The following is a 22,260-nucleotide window of genomic DNA, read 5'->3' on the forward strand; positions in this document are numbered from 1 at the left end:
TTGCGCCTGACCTGTGGAAGCGGGACCGAGCCGGCAGCGGTTTCGCCGGGGACCGGGGCGGGTAGTGCGAGGGCAGCCCAGGACCGCAGTCGAAAGGATCAGCCATGACCACTGCGCGCGACATCATGCATGCGGGGGCTCAATGCATCGGCGAGGACGAAAGCCTGTACAAGGCCGCGCAGATGATGCGTGACCTGAAGGTCGGGTCGTTGCCGATCTGCGGCCGGGACGACCGGCTGCACGGCATCATCACCGACCGCGACATCGTCCTGCGCTGCTGCGCCGAAGGCCGCGACCCCGCCGGGATGAAGGCCGGCGAGCTGGCCCAGGGCAAGCCGTACTGGGTCGACGCCGGCTCCGACGTCGGCAAGGTGCTCTCGATGATGGAGGAGCACCAGATCCGGCGGCTGCCGGTGATCGCCGAACACCGGCTGGTCGGCATGATCAGCGAGGCCGACCTCGCCCGGCACCTGACCGACGAGCAGCTGGCGCACTTCGTGGAGAGCGTCTACGCGATGAAGTGAGCTCCCCCTCACCCGGCGCCCGGTCGCGGCCGGGTGCCGGCGTTCGCCCAGCTCCGACGCGTTCCGGCCAGCGCCCCGCAGACGAGCTATTTATCCTGGTCAGTGCCCTCCCTAGGAGTTCGGCGCGAAGGGGGCGGGGATACCAGATGACCACACGCGTCTTCGTGGTCGACGACCACGACGTGATCCGGCGGGGAATCGCCGCGCTGGTGGCCGCGGAGGACGACCTGGAACTGGTCGGCGAGGCCGCGACGGTCGCCGAGGCGCTGGCCTGGGTACCGAGGGCGCAGCCGCAGGTCGCCGTCCTGGACGTGCGGCTGCCCGACGGCAACGGCGTCGAGCTGTGCCGCGAACTGCAGTCGCAACTGCCCGAGCTGCGCTGCCTGATGCTGACCTCCTTCGACGACCACGACGCCCTGATGGACGCGATCATGGCCGGTGCCGCCGGGTTCGTGCTCAAGGGCGTGGTCAGCGAGGAGCTGGTCACCGCCATCCGCACCGCCGGGGCCGGGGAGTCGCTGCTGAGCCCCAAGAAGACCGAGGCGATGCTGGCCTGGCTGCGCCGCGAGCAGGAGCAGACCGACCCGCTGCGCGAGCTGACCGCCCGCGAGCGGCAGGTGCTGGAACTGATCGGCGAGGGGCTCACCAACCGGGAGATCGCCAGCCGCATGTTCCTCGCCGAGAAGACCATCAAGAACTACGTGTCCCAGATGCTGGCGAAGCTGGCCATGCGGCACCGCAGCGAGGCCGCGGTCCTGGCCACCGAGCTGCGGCTGGACCGCGATTCGCGCGGCAAGCGCTGAGCGGGGCGGAGGCCGTCATGTCGTCACAGCCGTCGGACGTCCCGTCCGCGGAGCTCGCCCTCGCCGGGCAGGAGAGCGATGAGGTGCTGCTGACGCGCCTGCTGATCGGGCTGCGCGAGCTGCGGGACGGCAACTTCCGCCGCCGCCTGGTGTTCTCCGGCGGCGGCCTGGCGACCGAGATCGCCACGGTGTTCAACGAGCTCGCCGAGCGCAACCAGTTCCTGGTCGGCGAGCTGCAGCGGGTCGGCGTCGCCGCGGAGCAGGGCGACTGGCCGATCCCGCAGATCGACTTCGACGGCTCCTCGCAGGGCGGCTGGACGATCGCCGCGAACTCGGTGAACGGGATGATCAGCACCCTGCTGGCGCCGATGGCCGAGCTGAACCGGGTGCTGGGGGCGCTGACCCGCGGCGACCTGTCGCAGCGGATGCCGCGGCGCGCGGCGGACGCCGCGCTGCCCGGCGAGCTGGCCGGGCTCAGCGGGGCCGTCAACGACATGCTGGACCAGCTGTCGCTGTTCGCGCAGGAGATCACCAGGGTCGCGCGGGAGATCGGCACCGAGGGCAAGCTCGGCGGCCAGGCGCAGGTACCGGGCCTGGTGGGCACCTGGCGGGACCTGGCCGACGCGGTGAACGGGATGGCCGCCGACCTCACCGGCCAGCTGCGCGACATCTCGCACGTCGCGAAGGCGGTCGCCGCCGGCGACCTGACCCGCAAGATCACCGTCGAGGTCTCCGGCGAGACGCGCGAGCTCAAAGAGACCATCAACACGATGGTCGACCAGCTGTCGGCGTTCGCCGAGGAAGTCACCCGGGTGGCCCGGGAGGTGGCCAGCGAGGGCAGGCTGGGCGGTCAGGCCGAGGTGCCCGGCGCGGCCGGTACCTGGCGCGGGCTGGTCGACTCGGTGAACTTCATGGCCAACAACCTCACCGTGCAGGTCCGCAACATCGCGCAGGTCGCCACCGCGGTCGCCCAGGGCGACCTGACGCAGAAGATCGACGTCGACGCCCGCGGCGAGATCCTGCAGCTGAAGAACACCATCAACACGATGGTCGACCAGCTGTCGGCGTTCGCCGACGAGGTGACCCGGGTGGCCCGCGAGGTCGGCACCGACGGCAAGCTCGGCGGTCAGGCGCGGGTGCACGGCGTGGCGGGAACGTGGAAGGACCTCACCGACAACGTCAACATCATGGCCGACAACCTGACCATCCAGGTGCGCAACATCGCCCAGGTGACCACCGCGGTGGCGCGCGGCGACCTGTCGAAGAAGATCATGGTGGAGGCCAAGGGCGAGGTCGCCGCGCTGGCCGAGACGATCAACGGGATGGTCGAGACGCTGCGCGCGTTCGCCGAGCAGGTCACGCTCGTCGCCCGCGAGGTCGGCACCGAGGGCATCCTCGGCGGCCAGGCCAGGGTGCCCAACGTGGCGGGCACCTGGAAGGACCTCACCGACAACGTCAACATCATGGCCCGCAACCTGACCAACCAGGTGCGCAACATCGCCCAGGTGACCACCGCGGTGGCGCGCGGCGACCTGTCGAAGAAGATCGACGTGGACGCCCGCGGCGAGATCCTGGAGCTCAAGACCACCATCAACACGATGGTCGACCAGCTGTCGGCGTTCGCCGCCGAGGTCACCCGGGTGGCCCGCGAGGTCGGCACCGAGGGCAAGCTCGGCGGCCAGGCCGAGGTCGCCGACGTCTCCGGCACCTGGCGGCGGCTGACCGAGAGCGTCAACCGGCTGGCCCTCAACCTCACCACCCAGGTGCGCGCCATCGCGCAGGTCGCCACCGCGGTCACCGAGGGCGACCTGACCCGGCAGATCACCGTGGACGCCTCCGGCGAGGTCGCGGAGCTCAAGGACAACATCAACGCGATGATCAGCAACCTCAAGGAGACCACCAAGGACAACCAGGAGCAGGACTGGCTGAAGACGAACCTGGCCCGGATCTCGGCGCTGATGCAGGGCCAGCACGACCTGGACGCGCTCGCCCAGCTGATCATGACCGAGCTGGCGCCGCTGGTGTCGGCCCAGTACGGCGCGTTCTTCCTGCGGAGGGCTGGGGAGGACGGCCGCAGCATCCTGGAGCGCACCGCCGCCTACGGCCGCCCCAGCGACCGCAACGGCCGCCCGCCGCTGCGCTTCGAGCTGGGCGAGTCGCTGGTCGGGCAGGTCGCGGCCGACCGCAAGTCGATCCTGGTCAGCGACGCGCCGCCGGGCTACATCCGGATCAGCTCCGGGCTCGGCGGCAGCGCGCCCACCAACGTGGCGATCGTGCCGGTGCTGTTCGAGGGCGAGGTGCTGGCGGTCATCGAGCTGGGGTCGGTCAACACGTTCACCCCGGTGCACCTGGACCTGCTGGAACGGTTGAAGGAGACCATCGGCGTCGACGTCAACACGATCGTGGTGAACTCGCGCACCGAGGCGCTGCTGGCCGAGTCCCAGCACCTGGCGAAGGAGCTGCAGGCGCGGTCCGAGCAGCTGCAGCAGCAGCAGACCGAGCTGCAGCGCTCCAACACCGAACTGGAGGAGAAGGCGGCGCTGCTGGCCAGCCGCAACCGGGACATCGAGCTGAAGAACATCGAGATCGAGCAGGCCCGGCAGGAGCTGGAGGAGCGGGCCCGGCAGCTGTCGCAGGCGTCGGCCTACAAGTCGGAGTTCCTGGCCAACATGTCGCACGAGCTGCGCACCCCGCTGAACAGCGTGCTGATCCTCGCCAAGCTGCTGGCCGACAACATGGAGGGCAACCTGACCTCGCAGCAGGTGGACCTGGCCAAGACCGTGCACCAGGCGGGCACCGATCTGCTGCAGCTGATCAACGACGTGCTGGATCTGTCCAAAGTGGAAGCGGGGCAGATGCACCTGCTGCCGGAGGACGTCGAGCTGGCCGACCTGGCCGCGCACGTGGAGTCGCTGTACCGGCCGCTGGCGGCGGACAAGGGCCTGGACTTCCGGGTTTCCGTGGCGCCATCGGTGCAGCAGACCCTGCGCACCGACCGCAACCGGCTGGAGCAGATCGTGCGGAACCTGCTGTCCAACGCGGTCAAGTTCACCGACCGGGGCGGCGTCGAGCTGCGGATCCGCCCGGCGCAGCCCTCCGAGGTGCACACCCAGGCGCTGCGCCACGCCCGGCAGCGGCTGGCGTTCTCGGTGCGCGACACCGGGATCGGCATCCCGGCCGACAAGCTGAACCTGATCTTCGAGGCGTTCCAGCAGGTGGACGGCACGACGGTGCGCAAGTACGGCGGCACCGGCCTGGGACTGTCCATCAGCCGCGAGCTGACCACGCTGCTCGGCGGCGAACTCCAGGTGCAGAGCGAGCCCGGCGAGGGCAGCACCTTCACGCTGTACCTGCCTGTCGAGCCGCCGCTGAGCAGGCCCGCGGAGCTCGTCGAGCCGGTGGCCGAGCCGGAGCGCCTGCCGCGTCCCCACGTGCCGAGCGCGGCGGAGACCAGCCTGGACGTGTCGGCCGAGGGCATCGACCCGCCGATGCGGTCCACCGAGCTGATCCGGCAGGAGGGCCACCAGCACATGCTGCACACCGAGGAGCCGGAGGAACACGCGTCACTGCAGTTCAACGGGGAGAAGGTGCTGGTCGTCGACGACGACTACCGGAGCGTGCAGGCGATGACGCTGCTGCTGGAGCAGCACGGCCTGCAGGTGGTGCACGCGGACAACGCGCTGGCCGGGCTGAACGCCCTGCAGCAGCACGGCGACATCGTGATCGTGCTGATGGACGTGATGATGCCGGAGATGGACGGCAACGCCACCATCCGGATCATCCGGGAAATGCCGCGCCACCGGGACCTGACGATCGTCGCGATCACGGCGAAGGCGATGAAGGGCGACCGGGAGGCGAGCATCACGGCAGGCGCCAACGAGTGCCTGAGCAAGCCGGTCGACGTCGGCAGGCTCCTGGAGCTGCTGGCCGAGCACCTGCCGGCCGGCCGCGCCCCCGAGACCGGCGGCTGAGAACCCGCGGCGGTGCGAGTTGCGTAGGTGGGCTAAGCGGCTGCGCCGCTTCAAAACCCGCCCTACCGCACCAAGCCCAGCCAGGAGCTCTAGTCGACCTGCTCCGGTTCCTCGATCGTCGGCATGTCGGCGAGCTGCTCGCGGAGCCGCTGGGCCCAGGCGAGGTCGCGCGCGAACGTCGCGTCGAAGTGGTCGATGCCGTGTGGATCAGCCATGGCGGTGTCCCAACTCTGATAGCTCGCAGGCTGTTGCCGACCACCATAACCGCAGGTGGAAGACCTGCCGACGGCCCGGGGTCGCCCTACCGGGCAACGGCTGGGGCGGCTGTTGCCGGTGTGCCGCCAGGGGCGTTCCAGCGCCCCCGGCGGCCGACGAACGTCACACTTCCGGGTCTTTCGGCACTGTCGCGACCGCCACCGGTTCCTTCTTCTCCGGCGCCGCTGCGATCAGCGGGTCCTGGCGCAGCTCCCGCCACAGCGAGAGCGCCAGGGCGAGCATCACCAGCACGAACGGCGCGGCCGTGACGATCACCGTGTTCTGCAGCGCGTCGAGCCCGCCGGCGACCAGCAGCACGATCGCGGTCACGCCGGTGAGCCCGCCCCACAACGCCAGCACCGACGTCCGCGGCCGGGCGTGCCCGTCGGAGGACAGCATGCTCAGCACGAAGGTGTTGGCGTCCGCGCCCGAGACGAAGAACAGCAGCACCAGCGCCATCGCGATCAGCGACGTGATCGTCGGCCACGGCAGCGTCTCCAGCATCGCGAAGATCGCGTTGTTGGAGTCCGCCGCGGCGGCCTGCGCCACCTGCCCGCCGCGGAAGGCGTCCTCGAAGATCGCCGTACCGCCGAAGGCGGTGAACCAGAGGAAGAACACCGCGCTGGGCACGCCGAGCACGGCGATCACGAACTCGCGGATGGTGCGGCCCTTGGAGATGCGGGCCAGGAACACGCCGACGAACGCGCCCCAGGAGATCCACCAGGCGAGCATGAAGTAGGTCCAGCTCTGCATCCACTCCAGCTCGCCGAAGATCCCGGTGCGCAGGCTCATCGGGATGAAATCGCCTGCGTACTGGCCGAGCGACTCCACCAGCAGGTTGAGCACGAAACCGGTCGGCCCGAGCAGCAGCACGAAGCCGAACAGCAGCACCGCCAGGCCCATGCTGGTCTCGCTGAGGAACCGGATTCCCTTGTGCAGCCCGGTGATCGCGGAGAGGGTGAACAGCAGCGTGACGACCGCGATGATCAGGATCTGCGTGCCGGTGCCGCCCGGGATGCCGAACAGCCTGGACAGCCCGCCGTTGATCTGCAGCGCACCGAGCCCCAGCGACGTGGTCGTGCCGAACAGCGTCGCGAAGATCGCCAGCACGTCGATGGCCTTGCCGAGCGGGCCCTCGACGCGGTCGCCGAGCAGCGGCCGCAGCATCGGGCTGACCAGGCCCTTGCGGCCCTTGCGGTGGGTGGAGTAGCCGAGCGCGATGCCGAACACCGCGAAGATCGCCCAGGCGTGCAGGCCCCAGTCGAAGAACGAGTACTGCATCGCGACCACGGCCGCGTGCTTGGTGCCCGGCTGCGCCAGCCCGTGCGGCGGCGTCACGAAGTGGCTGATCGGCTCGGACACCCCGTAGGAGACCAGGCCGATGCCCATCACCGCGGCGAGGATCATGGCCAGCCAGCTCAGCGTGCTGAACTCCGGTCGGTCGGTGTCGGCGCCCAGCCGGATGCGGCCGTAGCGCGTGGTGGCCAGCACCACCAGGAAGCCCAGCATCGCCAGGCTGGCGACCAGGTAGACCCAGCCGAACGAGCCGGTGATCCAGTTCAGCGCGGCTCCGGTGACCGCGTCGAGGCTGTCGGTGAACAGGGTGGCCCAGCAGACGAACAGGGCGCAGAGCGCCACCGATGTGTAGAAGACCGCGCCCAGCCGGTTGGCCGGGGGCGTGCTGGCTCGTGCCATGAGGTCGACTCCAGTGGAAAGGTTCGGACCCGGCCCGGGCGCGCGCATCCGGCGCAGCGACCCGAGCGGGAAGAGTGAGGGGAAGCACCCCGGACGCGCGGAGCGCGTGCGACGGCGGGCGCAGAGGTGGAGGCTTTGCGGAGGCTCTTCCTGTAGGAGATCGCGGCCGGAGATCCCGTCGGACCTCGATGCTGGCGGCCCGGGCAACTGCCGCGCGGAAAAAGCCCGCCGCCGAAACGAGAACTATACCGCACCCGGGTGCGACCACAGTGGAGGCGACCGGTCGTGTGGCGGAGCACACGGCCGGTCGTCAGCGTCCCGCCACGCGCAGTCGCAGCATATATTCCTTGCGGTCCAACGGATTTCGGCCCGTCCTGGGTCGGTTCGGGATCGCGCCGCGGACCGGTTCGTAGCGGTCGAAAGTGGAATCGGGCACGCCTTCGCCGCGCGTCAGCCCCGGCAGCTGCTGCTGCAGCCCGTACACCTGCGCCGCCGGGATCTCGCCCTCCAGCAAGCACGACGAACCGCGCATCGTCGTCGTCCCGGGCGCAGCGCGTAGTCGCGCGAACACGGGCAGCACCGTGCCGAGGAACGGGTTGCCGCCCTTGCCGATCATCTCGACCGCGCCGGCGTGAGCTTCGCGGAAATGCCTTGCCGCACTTGTTCGTACGTCGCGCCGCGGCGGTCGATCTTGTTCGCGAAGATGAGCGTCGGAATGCCGAGCCGCCGCAGGGTTCGCGGCAAAGGGCAGGACCGCACGGCGATCGGTTCTCGACGTCCTGCGCGTTGTGCTCATCATCCTGCGCGCTATTGCGTGATTCGCGCAGCAATCACTATCGTGTAGCTCGCGGCACCGGCCGCGCGACGGGCGGCCGGATGTGTTCCGGCGAGCGGAAGAGCAGGTGATCATGGGATCGCGAGTCTTGGTCGTGGCCGATGACCTCAGCGGTGCCGGTGATTCCGGCGTTCCCTTCGCGTTGCGTGAAATGCGCACACTGCTGGCCCTCGACGACACCGGTGACGCGGAGGTGTTCGTCGCCGACACCGATAGCCGACACCTCGAACCGGTGCAGGCGGCCGAGCGCGTCGCGTCGGCGCTGCGCGGGCACGCCGCCGGGCGGGTGGTGTTCAAGAAGATCGACTCGACGCTGCGCGGGAACCTCGCCGCCGAGATCGGCGCGCTCGTCGAGCACGCCGACGGCGCCGGGGTGCTGCTGTGCCCGGCGTCCCCGGCGACCGGGCGCACGGTGCTGGGCGGTGTCGTCCACATCGGTGGAATCGCGTTGCACCACACCAATTCCTGGGCCGCGGAGGTGACCGATCCGCCCGTCGACATCGCCTCGGCGCTCAAGCCGCTGGCGGTGCGGCACGTGGCGCTCGCGTCGATCCGCGGCAACGCGGCGGCGCTGCGGGCGAAGCTCGCCGAACTGCTCGCCGAGGCCGACGTCGTGATCTGCGATGCCGTGGCCGAGAACGACCTCCGGGCCGTGGTGACGGCCGGGACGGCCGGCGGTCGCCTGCCGTACTGGGTGGGCTCGGCCGGGCTGGCGGATGCGCTGGCCGAGCAACTGCGGCCGGGCCGCGAGGTCGAGCCCCCGCCGCCGGTCGGCGGCCGCGTGCTGGCGGTGGTCGGCAGCGCCAACGACGTCTCGCGCGAACAGGCGGACTTCCTGGCCGAGCGGGTAGCGCACACCCGCCGATTACCGGTCCGGAACCTGCTCGACGCGAACGCCGCCGCACTGGCGCGGATGTCCGAGCAGCTGCGCGACGAGCTGGCCACCGGCGACGTCGTCGTCACCGTGGACGGCCCGGTCGACGCCGGCTCGGCCCGCCGGGTCAACACCGCCCTGGCCGAAGTCTGCGCACCGGCGTCGGAACACGCCGGGCTGCTCGTGCTCACCGGCGGCGAGACCGCCCGCGCGGTGCTCAGCAGGCGCGGCGTCACGGGCCTGCGGCTGCTCAACGAGCTGGAACCGGGCGTGGTGCTCGCGCGCACCGAGCCGCAGCCCGGCTACGTCATCACCAAGGCCGGCGGCTTCGGCACGCCGGAGACGCTGCACCGGGCCATCGCGGCGGTGCGTTCCGGAAGGGGACTCGGATGAACCTGCCCACCATTGCCGTCACGATGGGCGATGCGGCCGGCGTGGGACCCGAAGTGGTCGTGCGCGCGCTCGTGGAGCCCGAGGTGCGCGGGCTGGCCCGCTGCGTGGTGGTCGGCGACGCCGCGCGCCTGGCGAGGGCCGCCGAGATCTGCGGCGTCGACGTGCGGTTCAAGACCGTCGGCTCGCCGGCCGAGGCGACCGGCGAGGCGGGCGTGATCGACGTGCTGGACCTCGGGATCATCCCGGCGGACCTGCCGTTCGGCGAACTGTCCGAAGTGGCCGGTGAGGGCGCCTTCCGGTACGTGGCGAAGGCCGCCGAGCTGGCGATGGCCGGGGAGGTGCAGGCGATCTGCACGGCGCCGCTGAACAAGGCGGCGCTGCACGCCGCGGGGCACCGCTATCCCGGGCACACCGAACTGCTCGCCGAGCTGTGCGGCGTTCCGGAGGTGTCGATGATGCTGTCCACCGGCAAGGTGCGCGTCATCCACGTGACCACCCACATCGGGCTGGTCGACGCCATCGAGCGCATCGATCCGGGCCTGGTGGAGCGCACCGTCCGGCGCGGGCACCGCACGATGGTCGATTCCGGCATCGCGGAGCCGAAGATCGCGGTGTGCGGGATCAACCCGCACGCCGGGGAGAACGGGCTGTTCGGCCGCGGCGAGGAGGAGGAGAAGATCGTCCCGGCGCTGGAGGCCTGCCGCGCGGACGGCATCGACGCGCAGGGGCCGCTGCCCGCCGACACGGTGTTCTTCCGCGCCGGCCGGGGGGATTTCGACCTGGTGGTGGCGATGTACCACGACCAGGGGCACGGGCCGGTGAAGATCCTCGGGCTGGAGGCCGGGGTGAACATCACGGTGGGCCTGCCGGTCATCCGCACCTCGGTGGACCACGGCACCGCCTTCGACATCGCGGGCACCGGCCGGGCCGAGGCGGGCAGCCTGGTCGAGGCCCTGCGCCAAGGCGCGGCACTCGCCCGCCGCCCCTGACCTTGGTCTGTTACCAAGAACTTCCTTTTTGAAAGGATGGCGGGGTGAGCACTGATTTCGGGCAGCGGATGTCCGCGGGCCAGCGGCGCGCGTTGATCGAGCGGCTGGTGACCGAGCAGGGCGCGGTGCAGGTGGAGGAGCTCGCGGCATCCCTGGCGGTCACCCAGTCCACCATCCGCCGCGACCTCTCGCTGCTGACCGAGCAGGGCAAGCTGGCCCGCACCTACGGCGGCGCGATGCCCGCGACGGCGACCGAACCGTCGCTCGGTCAGCGCACCGCGCTGGCCACCGCGGAGAAGGACCGCATCGCGCGGTGGGCGGCGGCGCGGATCGGCCCGCCGGACACGGTGCTGCTGGACGCCGGGACGACCACCGGCCGCCTCGCCCACCACCTGCGCGACCGCGCCGGGCTGACGGTGATCACCAACGGCATCCCGGTGCTCACCGAGCTGGCCGACGCCGACGCGGTGCAGGTGATCGCGCTGGCGGGGGAGATGCGGCACATCAGCCAGGGGTTCGTCGGACCGCTGGCGGAGCTCACCCTGTCCCGGCTGACGGCCGACAAGGTCTTCCTCGGCGCGGACGGCCTCGATCCGCGGCTGGGCATCTGCGAGGCGAGCCTCCTGCAGACCCGGCTGAAGGAGCAGATGATGGCCCGCGCCCGCGAGGTCTTCGTGCTCGCCGACAGCAGCAAGCTGGGTGCGGCGCCGTTCAACGCCTGGGCCCCGCTGCCGGCGATGTGGACGCTGGTGACAGACGACGGCGCGACCGACGACGACCTGGCGCCGTTCCGGGCGTTGCCGGGTGCTGAGATCGTCGTGGTGTGAGGCGGAAGCCGCTGGTGCTGCGTCAGATGAGGAACTAGCCGAGCTCGCGGGCGACCGCTTCGGGCTCGTCGAGCATCGAGAGCACGTACGCGCCGGGCACCTGGAAGGCGGATTCCTCCTGGCCAGGGGGCAGCGCAGCACCGAGCCCCTGCTCGCCGCGGGTCGCGCCATGGCCGCGTACGTGGCGTCGCTGCCGGTGGCGGCCGCGGCGGACGGGTAGGCGCGGCCCGCGCGTCAGTCGCGGTGCAGGAAGTCCTGGATCCGCTTGCGGAGGTCCGTTCGGTCGTAGGTGTTCACCAGGGCTCCCGCCATCCGGACCGGGTCGCCGAAGAAGAAGTGCTCGTAGAGGTTCTGGCGGCCGGCGAACGACGAGGCGCTGGCGTCGAAGGCCAGCTTGAACAGGCGGACCCGCTCCGGTCCGTCGATCGCCTTGCCCTGCAAGTACTTCTGCACGTCCGCCGCCGCCGCGCCGAAGACGTCCTGCTCGCCCGGCAGCGCCATCAGGCCGCTGGCGGCGAACTTGCGGACGATCTCCGGGAACCGCTGCGATGCCTTCGGGTACCAGTTGCGGGCCGTGTTCAGCGGCGCCCACAGCGGGGTGTGCACGCCGAACTCGTTCGTCGTCGCCTGGGATTCCGCCGACTGCAGCAGGGCCTTGCCGATCTCCACCGCACCGATCACCTCGGCGATGTCCTGCTGGATGTGCTGGAAGCCGTCGATGCCGATGGCGTCGGCCAGTTCCGAGAGCAGTCCCAGGAAGAACTCGCTCTTGGCCACCGTCCGCGTCACCACCTGGTGCGTCATGTGGGTGGTCGCGCCGGTCCGCGAGTAGAAGCCGTTGCACAGCTCGGGATCGCGCAGCACGAACACCCGCTCGTAGGGCACGTGCACGTCGTCGAAGACCACGACGCAGTCGCTCTCCTCGAACCGGGACGCCAGCGGCTCGTCGAACGCGCTGCGGTTGCCGTGCAGCGGTTGGCGCGCCACGAAGCGCAGGCCCGGGGTGTCGGTGGGGATGGCGAAGGCGAACGAGTAGGGCTCGTCCTCGGGGGTGCCGCGCAGCACGGTGGACGGGAACACCAGCAGCTCGTCGGAGATCGGGGCGATGGTGGCCAGCATTCGCGCGCCGCGCACGACGATGCCGTTGTCGTCCTCGCGCACCACGTGCGCCATCAGCGCGCCGCCGCCCTGCTGGCCGCCGCTGACGCTGCGGTTGATCTGCGGCGGGATCAGCGTGTGGGTGAGCAGCAGGTCTTCCTCGCGGACCTGCCGGTAGTAGCGCTCGATGTTCTCGCCGAAGGCGGGATCGGCCTGCGCGAACCAGGATTTCGCCCGGCCGAGCGCCATCAGCGAGCTGTTCAGGTAGTCGCCGGTGCGGCCGAGCATGCCGAAGGAGTGGTTCGCCCAGGTGCGGAACGCTTCGCGCCGCCGGGCGAGGTCCGCGCCGTTCTCGGGCACCAGGAACGAGGTGCCCACCCGGTCGCCGGAGGTCGGCGACGGGTAGGTGAGCACGTCCCGGAACTCGGGGCTGACCTGCATGTCGAACAGTTCGGCGTAGCTGCGGGCGACGCCGGCGAACGCGGGGTGGTGCGGGGTGCCGCCGATGGTGGTGTCGCCGTCGATCTGGACGTGGATGCGCCGCCGCGCGAGGTCGTCGAGGTACTGCCGTCCCGAACGAGCGCCCATGGTTCCTCCAAGGTTGCGTGGGTTGCTGCCGATCTGGGCAGCGCCTGTTCTTGATCCTGGTCTGCGCTTTTCTTTTGCAGCGGCGTAGCCGCTTAGCCCACGTACGCAGCTTGCACCGCCGCGGGTTCTCAAGCGTCGTCTGGCGAGAACAGCTGGTCATACACGAGTCGGGGATCCCGGAGTTCAGGCGGCGTCTGTAACTCCCGCAGGGGGGCCGCCACCCGCACCGCTACGCGAAATGAGTTCGGAGACAGGTACTTCAGAGCAGGTGTTCCAGGCCGAGGGAGGGTTCGGCGATGGTGACGAAGCGGCCGGCCGCGAAGCCGAGCAGGTCGCCGCCGCGGTAGTCGAAGTCGACGACCTCGCCGATGTGCAACGTGTGGTCGCCCGCTTCGCAGGTCTGCCACGGGCGGCACTCGAAGTGCGCCAGCGCGTCCGCCAGTCGCGGGGCCGCCCCCGCGTCCAGCCAAGCAGGTTCCAGTTGCGGCCGCCCGGCGAAGTGCATGGCCAGCGCCTGCTGTTCCGCGCCGAGCACGTTGATGGTGAACGGCCGGCCGGGCAGCTCGCCGTGCGCCTTGGCGGCGCGCGCAACGCTCACGAGCACCAGCGGCGGGTCCATCGACACGGAGGTGAAGGAGTTGGCGGTGAAGCCGTGCCGCCCGGTCGCGCCGTCGAAGGCGACCACCGTGACGCCGGTGGCGAACCTCCCGAGGCAGGAGCGGAACCGGCGGTGGTGGACATCGCCGGGTGAACGCGCCGTTTCCGGTCTTGGCATCTCGACCACCACCTCGTGCTCGACCGCGTTTCCGAAAGCTATGCTCTACGATTGCCGTGTTCTTGTTCTATAATCGAATTCGTTGTTCTCTTTTAGAACGCTAGTGGCGTGTGAGCGGCGGCACAAGGGGTGGGCGGCTATGTTCGCCGACATGGTCGAACGGGCGAAGAACGACGGGGCGCGGTCCCAGACGCTGTCGCGCGGCATCCAGGTGCTGGAGCTGCTCGCCGCGGCGGAACGGCCGCGCAGCATCGACGAAATCGCCGCGGACCTCGGCGTGCACCGCTCGATCGTCTACCGGATCGTGCGCACCCTGGAGGATCACCGCCTGGTGGCGCGGGATTCCGCCGGGCGTTGCGCGCCGGGCGCGGGGCTGGCGGTGCTGGCGCACGGCGTCGCCCGCGACCTGCAGAGCGTCGCGGTGCCCGAACTCGCCGCCGTGGCAGCGGATTTGGCGATGACCAGCTTCGTGGTGGTGCACGACCACGGCGAGTGCATCACGCTCGTCAGCGTCGAACCCCGGCGCGCGGCCGGGACCGTGGCCGAGCACCCGGGCACCCGGCACCCGCTGGAGCACGGCGCGCCGGGGGTTGCGCTGCTCGCGCTGCTGGGGGCGGAAGGGCTGGGGGAGGACGTCGCGGCGCGCGTGGCCGAGGCCCGTCGACGGGGGTACGCGACGAGCCGTGACGAGGTGATCCCGGGCCTTTCCTCGGTGGCCGTGCCGATCCCGTCGCGCGGTGCGTGTGCGGCCGTGGCCGTGGTCTACGTGTCGAGCGACCGGGAGCCCGACGAGCTGGCGGAGCGGCTACAGGCCGCCGCGAACGCGATCGGGGCCCAGGTCGGGTGACGGCAGCGTCTTCGGCAGGCCGGGGCGGCGAAGCGCTGCGCACAGGGCCGAAGCGACCAGCGAAAGCACCGCTGCGGCCAGCAGTGCGGCCGGGGATCCCCACTGCGCGAGGACGATGGCGGCCAGACCGATGCCGACCACGCCGCTGAGCGCCTTCGCGCTGTAGACCAGCCCGTGCACCTCGGCGCTGCGCTGCTCGCCGAAGTACTCGCGGGCCAGCGCGGCGAACAGCGGGTAGAACGCGCCGCCACCGATCCCCGCCGCGGTCGCACCGGCGATCACCAGCGCGACCGATTCCTGCGAAACCGCTGCCAGCAGGAGGATCTGGCCGATGGCCTGGATCGTCACCACCCAGCGCAGCGTGCGCCGGCAGCCGATCCGGTCGGCAACCGGGATCGCCAGCGCCCGCCCGGTGCCGTTGGTCGCGACGAACGCCACGGCGGCCGGAGCGGGCGCCAGAGCCGCGGCGAACAGCACCAGGAACGCCGCGTTGAACAGCGAAACCGTTGCGGCGCAGAACAAGCACGCGGCCATCGCCGGGAGCACCGGCGTGCGCAGCGCCTCGGCCGCCGAGTACTGCCGCGCTGCCGGCGGTCTGGTGCGGGCCAGGGCCCATTCGCGGGGATCCAGGTGCGCGGGCCACCAGTGCCGCGGCGGGTCGGCCAGCGGCAAGCCGCAGCCGAGCACCGCGGCGAACAGCACGAGCGCGAAGACGTCCAGTGCCGCGGTCACGTTCCACGGCCCGGTGAGCAGGGCGAGGACGAACGGCACCGATCCGTACGCGAATGCTCCGGTGACGAACCCGACCCGGGAGGCGGCGCGCTCGGGGAACCACTTGGCCGCCGTCGAAGTGCACGCGGCGTAGACCAGCCCGGCGCCCGTGCCGCCGAGCACGGAGTACCCGGCGAGCAGGCCGGGGAAGGCGTGCGCGTGCGCCAGGCTGAGCACGCCGAGCGCGCAGAGGAAGGCGCCGGCGATCATCGCCGAGCGCGGGCCGGCGCGGTCGCGCTGCCGCAGGTGCGCCACCGGAAATCCGGCGCCCGCCTGGAAAACCGCCCATCCGGCCAGCGCCCAGAACAGGCTGTCGGTGTCGTGGCCGCCGGCGGCCAGCGCGGGAACCGCCGCGCCGTAGGCGTACTGCGTGGCTCCGACGAGGAGCATCGGCAGCCAGCACAGCCACAGCACCGTCGCGCGGGAACGCCCGATGAGCTCGCGCGGCACCTCGCCCACCCGGTACCTGCGGCCGTGGTGGTCGCGGACCTCGAGGTTCGGCGTGTGCAGGCCGATCATCGCCCACCGCCCGCTCATGCTGGCACCAGCCCCAGCCGGTGCGCCCCGGCGTAGACGTTCATGCTGGTGCCGCGCAGGAATCCGACCAGCGTCAAGCCGGATTCCGCAGCGAGGTCCACGGCCAGCGACGAGGGCGCGGAAACGGCGGCCAGCACGGGGATCCCGGCCATCACGGCCTTCTGCACCAGCTCGAAGGACGCCCGGCCGCTGACCATGAGCACCGTCGCGGACAGCGGCAACCGGTCCTCTCGCAGCGCCCAGCCGACGACCTTGTCGACCGCGTTGTGCCGCCCGACGTCCTCGCGCAGGCACAGCAGTTCGCCGCCGAGGCCGAACAGGCCGGCGGCGTGCAGGCCGCCGGTGCGGTCGAAAACCCTTTGTGCGGCGCGCAATCGGTCGGGGAGTGCGATCAGCACGGCCGGGTCCAGCGGGGCGGGATCGTCGCGGACCGGCCAGGTCGCGACGGTGCGGACCGCGTCGAGGCTCGCCTTTCCGCAGACGCCGCAGGAAGAAGTGGTGTAGAAGTTGCGCTGCAACGAGATCTCCGGCGGGGCCGTGCCGGGCGCGAGCGCCACGTCGAGCACGTTGTAGGTGTTCGCGCCGTCGCTGGTCGCGCCCGCGCAGTAGCGGATGCCCAGCAGGTCGCCGGTGCGGCGCACCGCGCCTTCGGAGACCAGGAATCCGGCCGCCAGGTCGAAGTCGTCGCCGGGCGTGCGCATGGTGATCGTCAGAGGTCGCCCGCCGAGGCGGATCTCCAGCGGTTCCTCGGTGACGAGCGTGTCCGGGCGTGCCCGGCGCGCGCCGTCGCGGAGGCTGATGACAGGTCGTCTGCTGGTCACGCGGCCCACCGGGCATCACCCATCCAGGTGCTACTGATCACATGAGCTTCACTATTCGGACAAATGACGGGATACTGTATGCACGAAAGGAGGTGCATCTGAATGCGGATACTTCGTTCCGTGCTGCGGCATTTCGCCGACCTGCCGCGCGGTTACGCGGCGGACGGGCGCATGCTGGGGCTGGCCACGTCCGCCGCGATCGATTCCAGCCGCGCGGATCGTCAGCGATCCGGCGGCGCGCGGTCCGAGCCGGCTGCCCGGGAGCGCTGAGCCGCGGGCGCCGTCATCTCGGGGCACCGCGAGGCAGCAGCCGCTCGTGCACCCACACGAACCCGATCGCGAACCCGACGCTGATCAACGCCTGGTACGCCAGGAAGGCCAGCGGCTGCGGCGGCCAGTCGAACCGCTCGTCCAGGACCAGGCGGGTGCCCACGTCCTGGACGAGCCGGGCGACCGGGAAGGCGATCGCCCAGTACAGGGCCACCGGGGCGAAAGCGCCGCCGCGCAACACGCCGTGCTCCCGCAGGGCGCTGCAGCCCGCCCCGAGCGCGGCCAGCGGCAACGCCAGCATCAGGCCGGTGACCGCGGCCCACCCCGGCGGCGCCCCGCCGGCCAGCACGAGCGTCCCGGCGAACAACCCCGCTACCGCCCCGATCACCAGGCCCGGCGCGGACGTCCGGCTGCTGAATGGCATGTCAGCTCACGACCACTCCGTACTCGACGAGGCTGTAGAACAGCATTCCGAGGTAGAACACCGCGCCGAAGCCGATGATCACGTTGCTCCACCACCGCGGCCGGATCGGGCGCGGCAGCATCCGGTTGTTCACCAGCAGCAGCACCACGCAGTAGGCGCCCATCGCGAAGGTGGACAGGAACGCGAGGACGTCCAGGATCGCGCCGGGGCCGTCCGCCGGGCCGAACAGCAGGATCAGGATGCCGAAGGCGATGACGCCCCACAGGAACGCCGCGTACAGGTGCGACATCCGGAAGCGCCGCGCGCCCGGCACGAAGTGGTAGGTCATGTCGGCCTGGCCGCGGGAGAACGAGTCGAACAGGCCCAGCGTGGCGTTCAGCCCGATCAGCGCGATGAACCCGAGGAACACCGAGCCCAGCACCGGGCCGCCCGCCGCCGAGAACGCGTCGGCCATCGCGCCCAGCGCGGCCTCCCGCTCCCCGGACTCGATCAGGTCGCGCACGCCGGGGTTCTCCCGCGCAGCGGACTGCGCCAGCACGGTGAACGAGATCGTCACCAGCATGGTGATGCCCCAGAACAGCAGCAGCGCGTCGAAGGTGACCCAGCGCCGCCAGCCCTTCCACTTGCGCATCTCGTCGGGATCGGTGGTGTCGAACATGAACCCGCGCGAGGGCATCGCTTCCTCGTCGCCCGCGTGCCGCAGGCCGCGGATGCGGGGGATGTGCACACCCATCCCGGCGCCCTTGTCGCGCAGGTGCAGCGTGTACCACATCTGCTGCATGCCGGACGGCCCGGCGAAGGCGATCGAGCCCACCACGATCGGGAACCACGACGGCGACATCGCCTCCGCCGGGAAGTACCCGAAGTGGAACATCCCGGTGATGGTGGCGGCCAGGTCCGAGAGGTCCCCGACCATCGCGGCGACCACCGCGGTGCCGACCACCAGCAGCCCGATCAGCACCGACAGCACGTTCTCCAGCAGGTTGTAGATCACCTTGGCCAGCGTGAACACCACGCCGACCAGCAGCAGGCCGACGCACGCCGACACCACCCACGGCACGCCGGTGATCTCCTCCAGCGCCGCCGCGCCCGCCGACAGGTGACCCGGCCAGATGTAGACGGCGATCGCGGTGACGAAGAAGAACCACATCACCGGCTTGGCCAGGCGCGCCGCGCCGGAGAAGATGCTCTCGCCGGTGGCCATCGCGTAGCGGGCCATCTCCAGCATCACCACGGCCTGCAGCGTGACCCCGATGAGGAACAGCCAGCGGATCTCGGGGCCGAAGACCAGCACCAGCCTGGGCCACATGTACGACTCGCCCATGCCGACCCCGAGCGCGACCAGGAACACCGTGGGGCCGAGCAGGTGGACCGACGGCGGCGACTCGGGCAGCTTGCGGATCGGCATCGGCTCCAGCCCGCCGGCCCGCCACACCTCGTCTCGTCCTATTACAGGTTCTGGATCTCTCCCGGGCGCTCTCTCAGCGTCCACATCGGACCTCCTTGCCCTGGTTGGACTTCTTCACGCCGGTGCGATGCCCGGACTCAGCCGAGGAGGCCGGCGGCTCGGGCCCACTGGTACTTGGCGCCCAGCACCGCGACGGGCTTCTCGGTCGTGTAGGGGTAGGCGACGATGCCGTGGTCGAAGAGGTATTCGGCGGCCTTCTCGACCTCCGTGTCGCCGGCCAGCGACACCACGACCGGCTTGTCGACGCCGTCGGCGCGGGCCTCCTCGGCGACCCGCGCGGCGAGTTCCGCGAACACCATCGGCGGGGTGACGATGGTGTGCCAGTAGCCGAGGACGAGCGCGTGGATGCGCGGGTCCCGCAGCCCCAGCCGGATGGTGGCCTCGTAGGTGCTCGGCGGCTCGCCGCCGGTGATGTCGATCGGGTTGCCCGCCGCCCCGAACGGCGGGATGTAGCGCCGGAACTCCTCGTCGAGGTCCGGCGGGATGTCCATCAGCCGCAGCCCGGCCGCCACGCAGGCATCCGACAACAGCACGCCGGAGCCGCCTGCGCCGGTGATGATGACGACGTTCTCGCCCTTCGGCGTGGGCAGCACCGGGATGCCGCGCGCGTACTCCAGCATCTCGTTGAGCCCGGGCGCCCGGACCACGCCGGACTGCCGCAGGATGTCGTCGTAGACCTTGTCGTTGCCCGCCAGCGCGCCGGTGTGCGAGCTCGCGGCCCGGGCACCCAGATCCGTGCGCCCGGCCTTGAGCACCACGACCGGCTTCTTCTTGGTGACCCGCTGGGCGGCCTCGACGAAGGCCCGGCCGTCCTTGAGGTCCTCCAGGTGCATCGCCACGCAGTGCGTGTTGTCGTCCTGCTCGAAGAACGTCAGCAGGTCGTCCTCGTCCACATCGGACTTGTTGCCGAGCCCGACGATCGCCGACACGCCCATCTTGGTGGTGCGGCTGAAGCCCAGGATGGCCATGCCGATGCCGCCGCTCTGCGACGTCAGGGCCACGCCGCCGCGCACGTCGTAGGGCGTGCAGAACGTCGCGCAGAGGTTCTGCGGCGTGTAGTAGTAGCCGTAGATGTTCGGCCCCAGCAACCGGATCCCGTGCTTGCGCGCGACTTCCACCACCTCCGCCTGCAGCTCGTGGTTGCCGGTCTCGGCGAAGCCGGACGGGATCAGCACGGCGGCGGCGATCTGCTTCTGCCCGCATTCCTCCAGCGCCGCGGCCACGAACTTGGCCGGCACGGTGAACACCGCGACGTCGACCTCGCCGGGCACGTCGGTGATGCTGCGGTGGGCCTTGCGGCCCAGGATCTCGTCGGCCTTCGGGTTGACCGGGTGGATCTCGCCCGCGTAGCCGCCGTTGATCAGGTTCTTCATCACCGAGTTGCCGATCTTGCCGTCCTCGTTGGAGGCGCCGATCACAGCCACGCTGCGGGGATTCATCAGCCGTTGCATCGCGTGCAGGATCTCCTCCGGCGAATGCCGGACCGGCGGGGCGCTCTCCTCGGTCGCCAGGACGATCCGCACGTCGGCGGCGGTGGCCCCGGCGGCGGTGGCGAACACCGGGTTGAGGTCGAGCTCGGCGATCTCCGGGAAGTCGTGCACCAGGTCCGAGACCCGGCGCAGCACGTCGGCCAGGGCGTCGGCGTCCACCGGCTCGCTGCCGCGCGCGCCGCGCAGCACGTCGGCGGCGGCGATGTCGTCGAGCATCGAGCGCGCCTGCTCCGCGGACAGCGGAGCGAGCCGGAACGTGACGTCCTTGAGGACCTCGACGAGCACCCCGCCGAGGCCGAACGCGACGACCTTGCCGAAGGTCGGATCGGTGGTGGCGCCGGCGATCACCTCGTGGCCGCCGACCATCTGCTGCACCTGAACTCCGGCGATCGCCGGGTTGTCGGTGAAGGCGTGCGCATTGGCGAGGATCCGCGCGTAGCCGGCGCGGACCGCCTCGTCGCCGCTGACGTCCACGAGCACGCAACCCGCGTCGGTCTTGTGCAGGATGTCCGGCGAGACGATCTTCAACGCCACCGGCCCGCCGAACTCCCGTGCCAGCGACACCGCCTCGTCGGCGCTGGTCGCGAGGCCCTCCCCGGCGGTCGGGATGCCGTAGGCGTCGCAGAGCGCCTTCGCCTCCGGTGCGGTGAGCGCCGCCCGGCCTTCCGCCCGGACCGCGTCGAGCACCTCCCGCACGCGGGCACCGTCGTAAGCCATGCTCAGATCACCCCGTTCGCCTTCAAATCGGCCAGTTCGGTTTCGCCGATGCCCAGCCGGTCCCGGAAGATCTCGGCGGTGTGCTCGCCGAGCAGCGGGGAGCGGTCGACCCGCACCGGGGAATCGGACAGCTTGATCGGGCAGCCGACGGTCTTGAACGCGCCGCGCTCCGGGTGGTCGACCGTGACGATCATGTCGTTGTCGGCCAGCGACGCGTCCTCGATGATCTCCTGGGTGGACAGGATCGGCCCGCACGGGATGTTGTGCTCGTTCAGGGCCGCCAGCACGGACCACTTGTCCAGTCCGAGCGTCCACTCCTCGATCATGCTGAACATCTTGTCCAGTTTGGACAGCCGTGCCTCCGGCGTGGCCCAGTCCGGGTCCTCGACCAGCTCGGGCCGCCCGATCAGCCGGGCGATCGGCGCCCAGCCCTGCGGCTGCACGATGACGTAGATGTAGTCGTTCGGGCCGCCGGGCTTGCAGCGCACCGCCCAGCCGGGCTGGCCGCCGCCGGAGGCGTTGCCCGAGCGCGGCACCTCGTCGCCGAAAGAGGCGTTCGGGTACTCCCGCAGCGGGCCGTGCGCGAGCCGCTGCTGGTCGCGCAGCTTGACCCGGCACAGGTTGAGCACGGCGTGCTGCATCGCCACCGAAACACGTTGCCCCCGGCCGGTTTCCGCCCGCTGCAGCAGCGCGGCGAGGATGCCGGCGACGGTGTGGATGCCGGTGCCGGAGTCGCCGATCTGCGCGCCGGTGGCCAGCGGCGGCCCGTCCTCGAAGCCGGTGGTGCTCATCGACCCGCCCATCGCCTGGGCGACGACCTCGTAGGCCTTGTAGTGCGTGTACGGGCCGTCGCCGAAGCCCTTGATGGAGGCGTAGACCAGCCGCGGGTTGATCTCGCGCAGCCGCTCCCAGGTGAAGCCCATCCGGTCGACGGTGCCGGGCCCGAAGTTCTCCACCAGCACGTCGGAGCCGGCGACCAGCTCCGCGAAGATCTCCTTGCCGCGCTCGGACTTCATGTTCAGCGTGATGCTGCGCTTGTTGCAGTTGAGCATGGTGAAGTACAGGCTGTCGGCGTCGTCGACGTCGCGCAGCTGGCGGCGGGTGATGTCGCCGGTCGGTGCCTCCAGCTTCACCACGTCGGCGCCGAGCCAGGCCAGGATTTGCGTCGCGGACGGTCCGGATTGGACATGCGTCATGTCCAGCACCCGGACACCTTCCAAAGCGCTCATGCCAAGCACCTCTTCTTGTTCCTTGAAGCGGCGAAGCCGCTTAGCCCACCCTCGCAACC

Annotated in this window: 20 protein-coding genes; 9 read left to right on the top strand and 11 right to left on the bottom strand. The window is 70.8% G+C overall.

Annotated elements, in window-relative coordinates; translation table 11 throughout:
• Positions 1-104 precede the first annotated feature (104 nt).
• From ACWEV3_RS13325 to ACWEV3_RS13335, 3 genes are all read left to right on the top strand, one after another.
• Positions 105-524: a CBS domain-containing protein gene (locus tag ACWEV3_RS13325; protein ID WP_452614087.1), complete on the top strand. Its 420-nt coding sequence runs from the start codon at positions 105-107 to the stop codon at positions 522-524.
• A 146-nt stretch (positions 525-670) separates the two neighbouring features.
• Positions 671-1,327 carry a response regulator transcription factor gene (locus ACWEV3_RS13330; protein WP_358568731.1) on the top strand — a complete coding sequence of 219 codons (657 nt, stop codon included), beginning with the start codon at positions 671-673 and terminating at the stop codon, positions 1,325-1,327.
• 17 nt (positions 1,328-1,344) lie between these two features.
• A complete protein-coding gene (locus ACWEV3_RS13335; RefSeq protein ID WP_452614088.1) occupies positions 1,345-5,298 on the top strand; it encodes a HAMP domain-containing protein in 3,954 nt (1,317 codons plus the stop codon).
• An 89-nt stretch (positions 5,299-5,387) separates the two neighbouring features.
• On the opposite strand, the gene ACWEV3_RS13340 is transcribed toward ACWEV3_RS13335, so the two are convergent.
• The 3 genes from ACWEV3_RS13340 to ACWEV3_RS13350 all read right to left on the bottom strand — a co-directional run bounded on the left by ACWEV3_RS13340 (position 5,388) and on the right by ACWEV3_RS13350 (position 8,047).
• The gene (locus ACWEV3_RS13340) at positions 5,388-5,513 is read right to left on the bottom strand and encodes a hypothetical protein (RefSeq protein ID WP_268951827.1); all 126 of its coding nucleotides are present in this window, start codon (positions 5,511-5,513) and stop codon (positions 5,388-5,390) included.
• A gap of 163 nt (positions 5,514-5,676) precedes the next feature.
• Positions 5,677-7,248: a BCCT family transporter gene (locus ACWEV3_RS13345; RefSeq protein ID WP_452614089.1), complete on the bottom strand. Its 1,572-nt coding sequence runs from the start codon at positions 7,246-7,248 to the stop codon at positions 5,677-5,679.
• A 310-nt stretch (positions 7,249-7,558) separates the two neighbouring features.
• Positions 7,559-8,047 carry a hypothetical protein gene (locus ACWEV3_RS13350; protein ID WP_452614090.1) on the bottom strand — a complete coding sequence of 163 codons (489 nt, stop codon included), beginning with the start codon at positions 8,045-8,047 and terminating at the stop codon, positions 7,559-7,561.
• Between the two features lie 109 nt (positions 8,048-8,156).
• Between ACWEV3_RS13350 and ACWEV3_RS13355 the strand changes: the two genes are divergently transcribed.
• From ACWEV3_RS13355 to ACWEV3_RS13370, 4 genes are read left to right on the top strand one after another with little or no spacing between them, the layout of a single operon-like run.
• Positions 8,157-9,350, top strand: a complete 1,194-nt coding sequence (locus ACWEV3_RS13355; RefSeq protein ID WP_452614091.1) for a four-carbon acid sugar kinase family protein — start codon at positions 8,157-8,159, stop codon at positions 9,348-9,350.
• Entirely contained in the window at positions 9,347-10,339 is a 993-nt protein-coding gene (pdxA, locus tag ACWEV3_RS13360; RefSeq protein ID WP_452614092.1) for a 4-hydroxythreonine-4-phosphate dehydrogenase PdxA, read from the top strand. Before ACWEV3_RS13355 ends, pdxA begins: the two co-directional genes overlap by 4 nt.
• A gap of 44 nt (positions 10,340-10,383) precedes the next feature.
• Complete coding sequence (locus ACWEV3_RS13365; protein ID WP_452614093.1) at positions 10,384-11,166, top strand: DeoR/GlpR family DNA-binding transcription regulator; 783 nt, start codon at positions 10,384-10,386, stop codon at positions 11,164-11,166.
• Positions 11,144-11,386: a hypothetical protein gene (locus ACWEV3_RS13370; RefSeq protein WP_452614094.1), complete on the top strand. Its 243-nt coding sequence runs from the start codon at positions 11,144-11,146 to the stop codon at positions 11,384-11,386. Before ACWEV3_RS13365 ends, ACWEV3_RS13370 begins: the two co-directional genes overlap by 23 nt.
• Positions 11,387-11,400: 14 nt before the next feature.
• Here ACWEV3_RS13370 and hpaB read toward each other — a convergent pair whose 3' ends face one another.
• Together hpaB and ACWEV3_RS13380 are read right to left on the bottom strand one after the other, a co-directional pair.
• On the bottom strand, positions 11,401-12,852 hold the full coding sequence (gene hpaB, locus ACWEV3_RS13375) for a 4-hydroxyphenylacetate 3-monooxygenase, oxygenase component (protein WP_452614095.1): 1,452 nt from the start codon (positions 12,850-12,852) through the stop codon (positions 11,401-11,403).
• A 259-nt stretch (positions 12,853-13,111) separates the two neighbouring features.
• A complete protein-coding gene (locus ACWEV3_RS13380; protein WP_452614096.1) occupies positions 13,112-13,627 on the bottom strand; it encodes a flavin reductase family protein in 516 nt (171 codons plus the stop codon).
• A 151-nt stretch (positions 13,628-13,778) separates the two neighbouring features.
• Here ACWEV3_RS13380 and ACWEV3_RS13385 point away from each other — a divergent pair, with 151 nt between their 5' ends.
• Positions 13,779-14,474 (top strand): IclR family transcriptional regulator, encoded by a 696-nt coding sequence (locus ACWEV3_RS13385; protein ID WP_452614097.1) that lies wholly within the window; start codon positions 13,779-13,781, stop codon positions 14,472-14,474.
• Here the strand turns inward: ACWEV3_RS13385 and ACWEV3_RS13390 are convergent.
• On the bottom strand, positions 14,433-15,782 hold the full coding sequence (locus ACWEV3_RS13390) for an MFS transporter (protein ID WP_452614098.1): 1,350 nt from the start codon (positions 15,780-15,782) through the stop codon (positions 14,433-14,435). The two genes, ACWEV3_RS13385 and ACWEV3_RS13390, sit on opposite strands and share 42 nt — an antisense overlap.
• Positions 15,779-16,612 carry a formate dehydrogenase accessory sulfurtransferase FdhD gene (fdhD, locus tag ACWEV3_RS13395; RefSeq protein WP_452614099.1) on the bottom strand — a complete coding sequence of 278 codons (834 nt, stop codon included), beginning with the start codon at positions 16,610-16,612 and terminating at the stop codon, positions 15,779-15,781. Before fdhD ends, ACWEV3_RS13390 begins: the two co-directional genes overlap by 4 nt.
• A 93-nt stretch (positions 16,613-16,705) precedes the next feature.
• Between fdhD and ACWEV3_RS13400 the strand changes: the two genes are divergently transcribed.
• Entirely contained in the window at positions 16,706-16,873 is a 168-nt protein-coding gene (locus ACWEV3_RS13400) for a hypothetical protein (protein ID WP_452614100.1), read from the top strand.
• A 13-nt stretch (positions 16,874-16,886) separates the two neighbouring features.
• Here ACWEV3_RS13400 and ACWEV3_RS13405 read toward each other — a convergent pair whose 3' ends face one another.
• The 4 genes from ACWEV3_RS13405 to frc all read right to left on the bottom strand — a co-directional run bounded on the left by ACWEV3_RS13405 (position 16,887) and on the right by frc (position 22,201).
• Positions 16,887-17,297: a hypothetical protein gene (locus ACWEV3_RS13405; RefSeq protein WP_452614101.1), complete on the bottom strand. Its 411-nt coding sequence runs from the start codon at positions 17,295-17,297 to the stop codon at positions 16,887-16,889.
• A 1-nt stretch (position 17,298) separates the two neighbouring features.
• Entirely contained in the window at positions 17,299-18,705 is a 1,407-nt protein-coding gene (locus tag ACWEV3_RS13410) for an Nramp family divalent metal transporter (protein WP_452614102.1), read from the bottom strand.
• Positions 18,706-18,842: 137 nt separating this feature from the next.
• Complete coding sequence (locus ACWEV3_RS13415; RefSeq protein ID WP_452614103.1) at positions 18,843-20,972, bottom strand: acetate--CoA ligase family protein; 2,130 nt, start codon at positions 20,970-20,972, stop codon at positions 18,843-18,845.
• Positions 20,973-20,974: 2 nt separating this feature from the next.
• Positions 20,975-22,201 (bottom strand): formyl-CoA transferase, encoded by a 1,227-nt coding sequence (gene frc, locus ACWEV3_RS13420; RefSeq protein WP_452614104.1) that lies wholly within the window; start codon positions 22,199-22,201, stop codon positions 20,975-20,977.
• Between the last annotated feature and the right edge of the window lie 59 nt (positions 22,202-22,260).

It is taken from the genome of Saccharopolyspora sp. NPDC003752 (genome assembly GCF_053605825.1).

Coding starts and splice junctions, on each gene's coding strand:
- ACWEV3_RS13325 (WP_452614087.1), top strand. CDS start 105: ATGACCACTGCGCGCGACATCATGCATGCGGGGGCTCAATGCATCGGC.
- ACWEV3_RS13330 (WP_358568731.1), top strand. CDS start 671: ATGACCACACGCGTCTTCGTGGTCGACGACCACGACGTGATCCGGCGG.
- ACWEV3_RS13335 (WP_452614088.1), top strand. CDS start 1,345: ATGTCGTCACAGCCGTCGGACGTCCCGTCCGCGGAGCTCGCCCTCGCC.
- ACWEV3_RS13340 (WP_268951827.1), bottom strand. CDS start 5,513: ATGGCTGATCCACACGGCATCGACCACTTCGACGCGACGTTCGCGCGC.
- ACWEV3_RS13345 (WP_452614089.1), bottom strand. CDS start 7,248: ATGGCACGAGCCAGCACGCCCCCGGCCAACCGGCTGGGCGCGGTCTTC.
- ACWEV3_RS13350 (WP_452614090.1), bottom strand. CDS start 8,047: ATGATGAGCACAACGCGCAGGACGTCGAGAACCGATCGCCGTGCGGTC.
- ACWEV3_RS13355 (WP_452614091.1), top strand. CDS start 8,157: ATGGGATCGCGAGTCTTGGTCGTGGCCGATGACCTCAGCGGTGCCGGT.
- pdxA (WP_452614092.1), top strand. CDS start 9,347: ATGAACCTGCCCACCATTGCCGTCACGATGGGCGATGCGGCCGGCGTG.
- hpaB (WP_452614095.1), bottom strand. CDS start 12,852: ATGGGCGCTCGTTCGGGACGGCAGTACCTCGACGACCTCGCGCGGCGG.
- ACWEV3_RS13380 (WP_452614096.1), bottom strand. CDS start 13,627: ATGCCAAGACCGGAAACGGCGCGTTCACCCGGCGATGTCCACCACCGC.
- ACWEV3_RS13385 (WP_452614097.1), top strand. CDS start 13,779: ATGGTCGAACGGGCGAAGAACGACGGGGCGCGGTCCCAGACGCTGTCG.
- ACWEV3_RS13390 (WP_452614098.1), bottom strand. CDS start 15,782: ATGAGCGGGCGGTGGGCGATGATCGGCCTGCACACGCCGAACCTCGAG.
- ACWEV3_RS13400 (WP_452614100.1), top strand. CDS start 16,706: ATGCGGATACTTCGTTCCGTGCTGCGGCATTTCGCCGACCTGCCGCGC.
- ACWEV3_RS13405 (WP_452614101.1), bottom strand. CDS start 17,297: ATGCCATTCAGCAGCCGGACGTCCGCGCCGGGCCTGGTGATCGGGGCG.
- ACWEV3_RS13410 (WP_452614102.1), bottom strand. CDS start 18,705: ATGCCGATCCGCAAGCTGCCCGAGTCGCCGCCGTCGGTCCACCTGCTC.
- ACWEV3_RS13415 (WP_452614103.1), bottom strand. CDS start 20,972: ATGGCTTACGACGGTGCCCGCGTGCGGGAGGTGCTCGACGCGGTCCGG.
- frc (WP_452614104.1), bottom strand. CDS start 22,201: ATGAGCGCTTTGGAAGGTGTCCGGGTGCTGGACATGACGCATGTCCAA.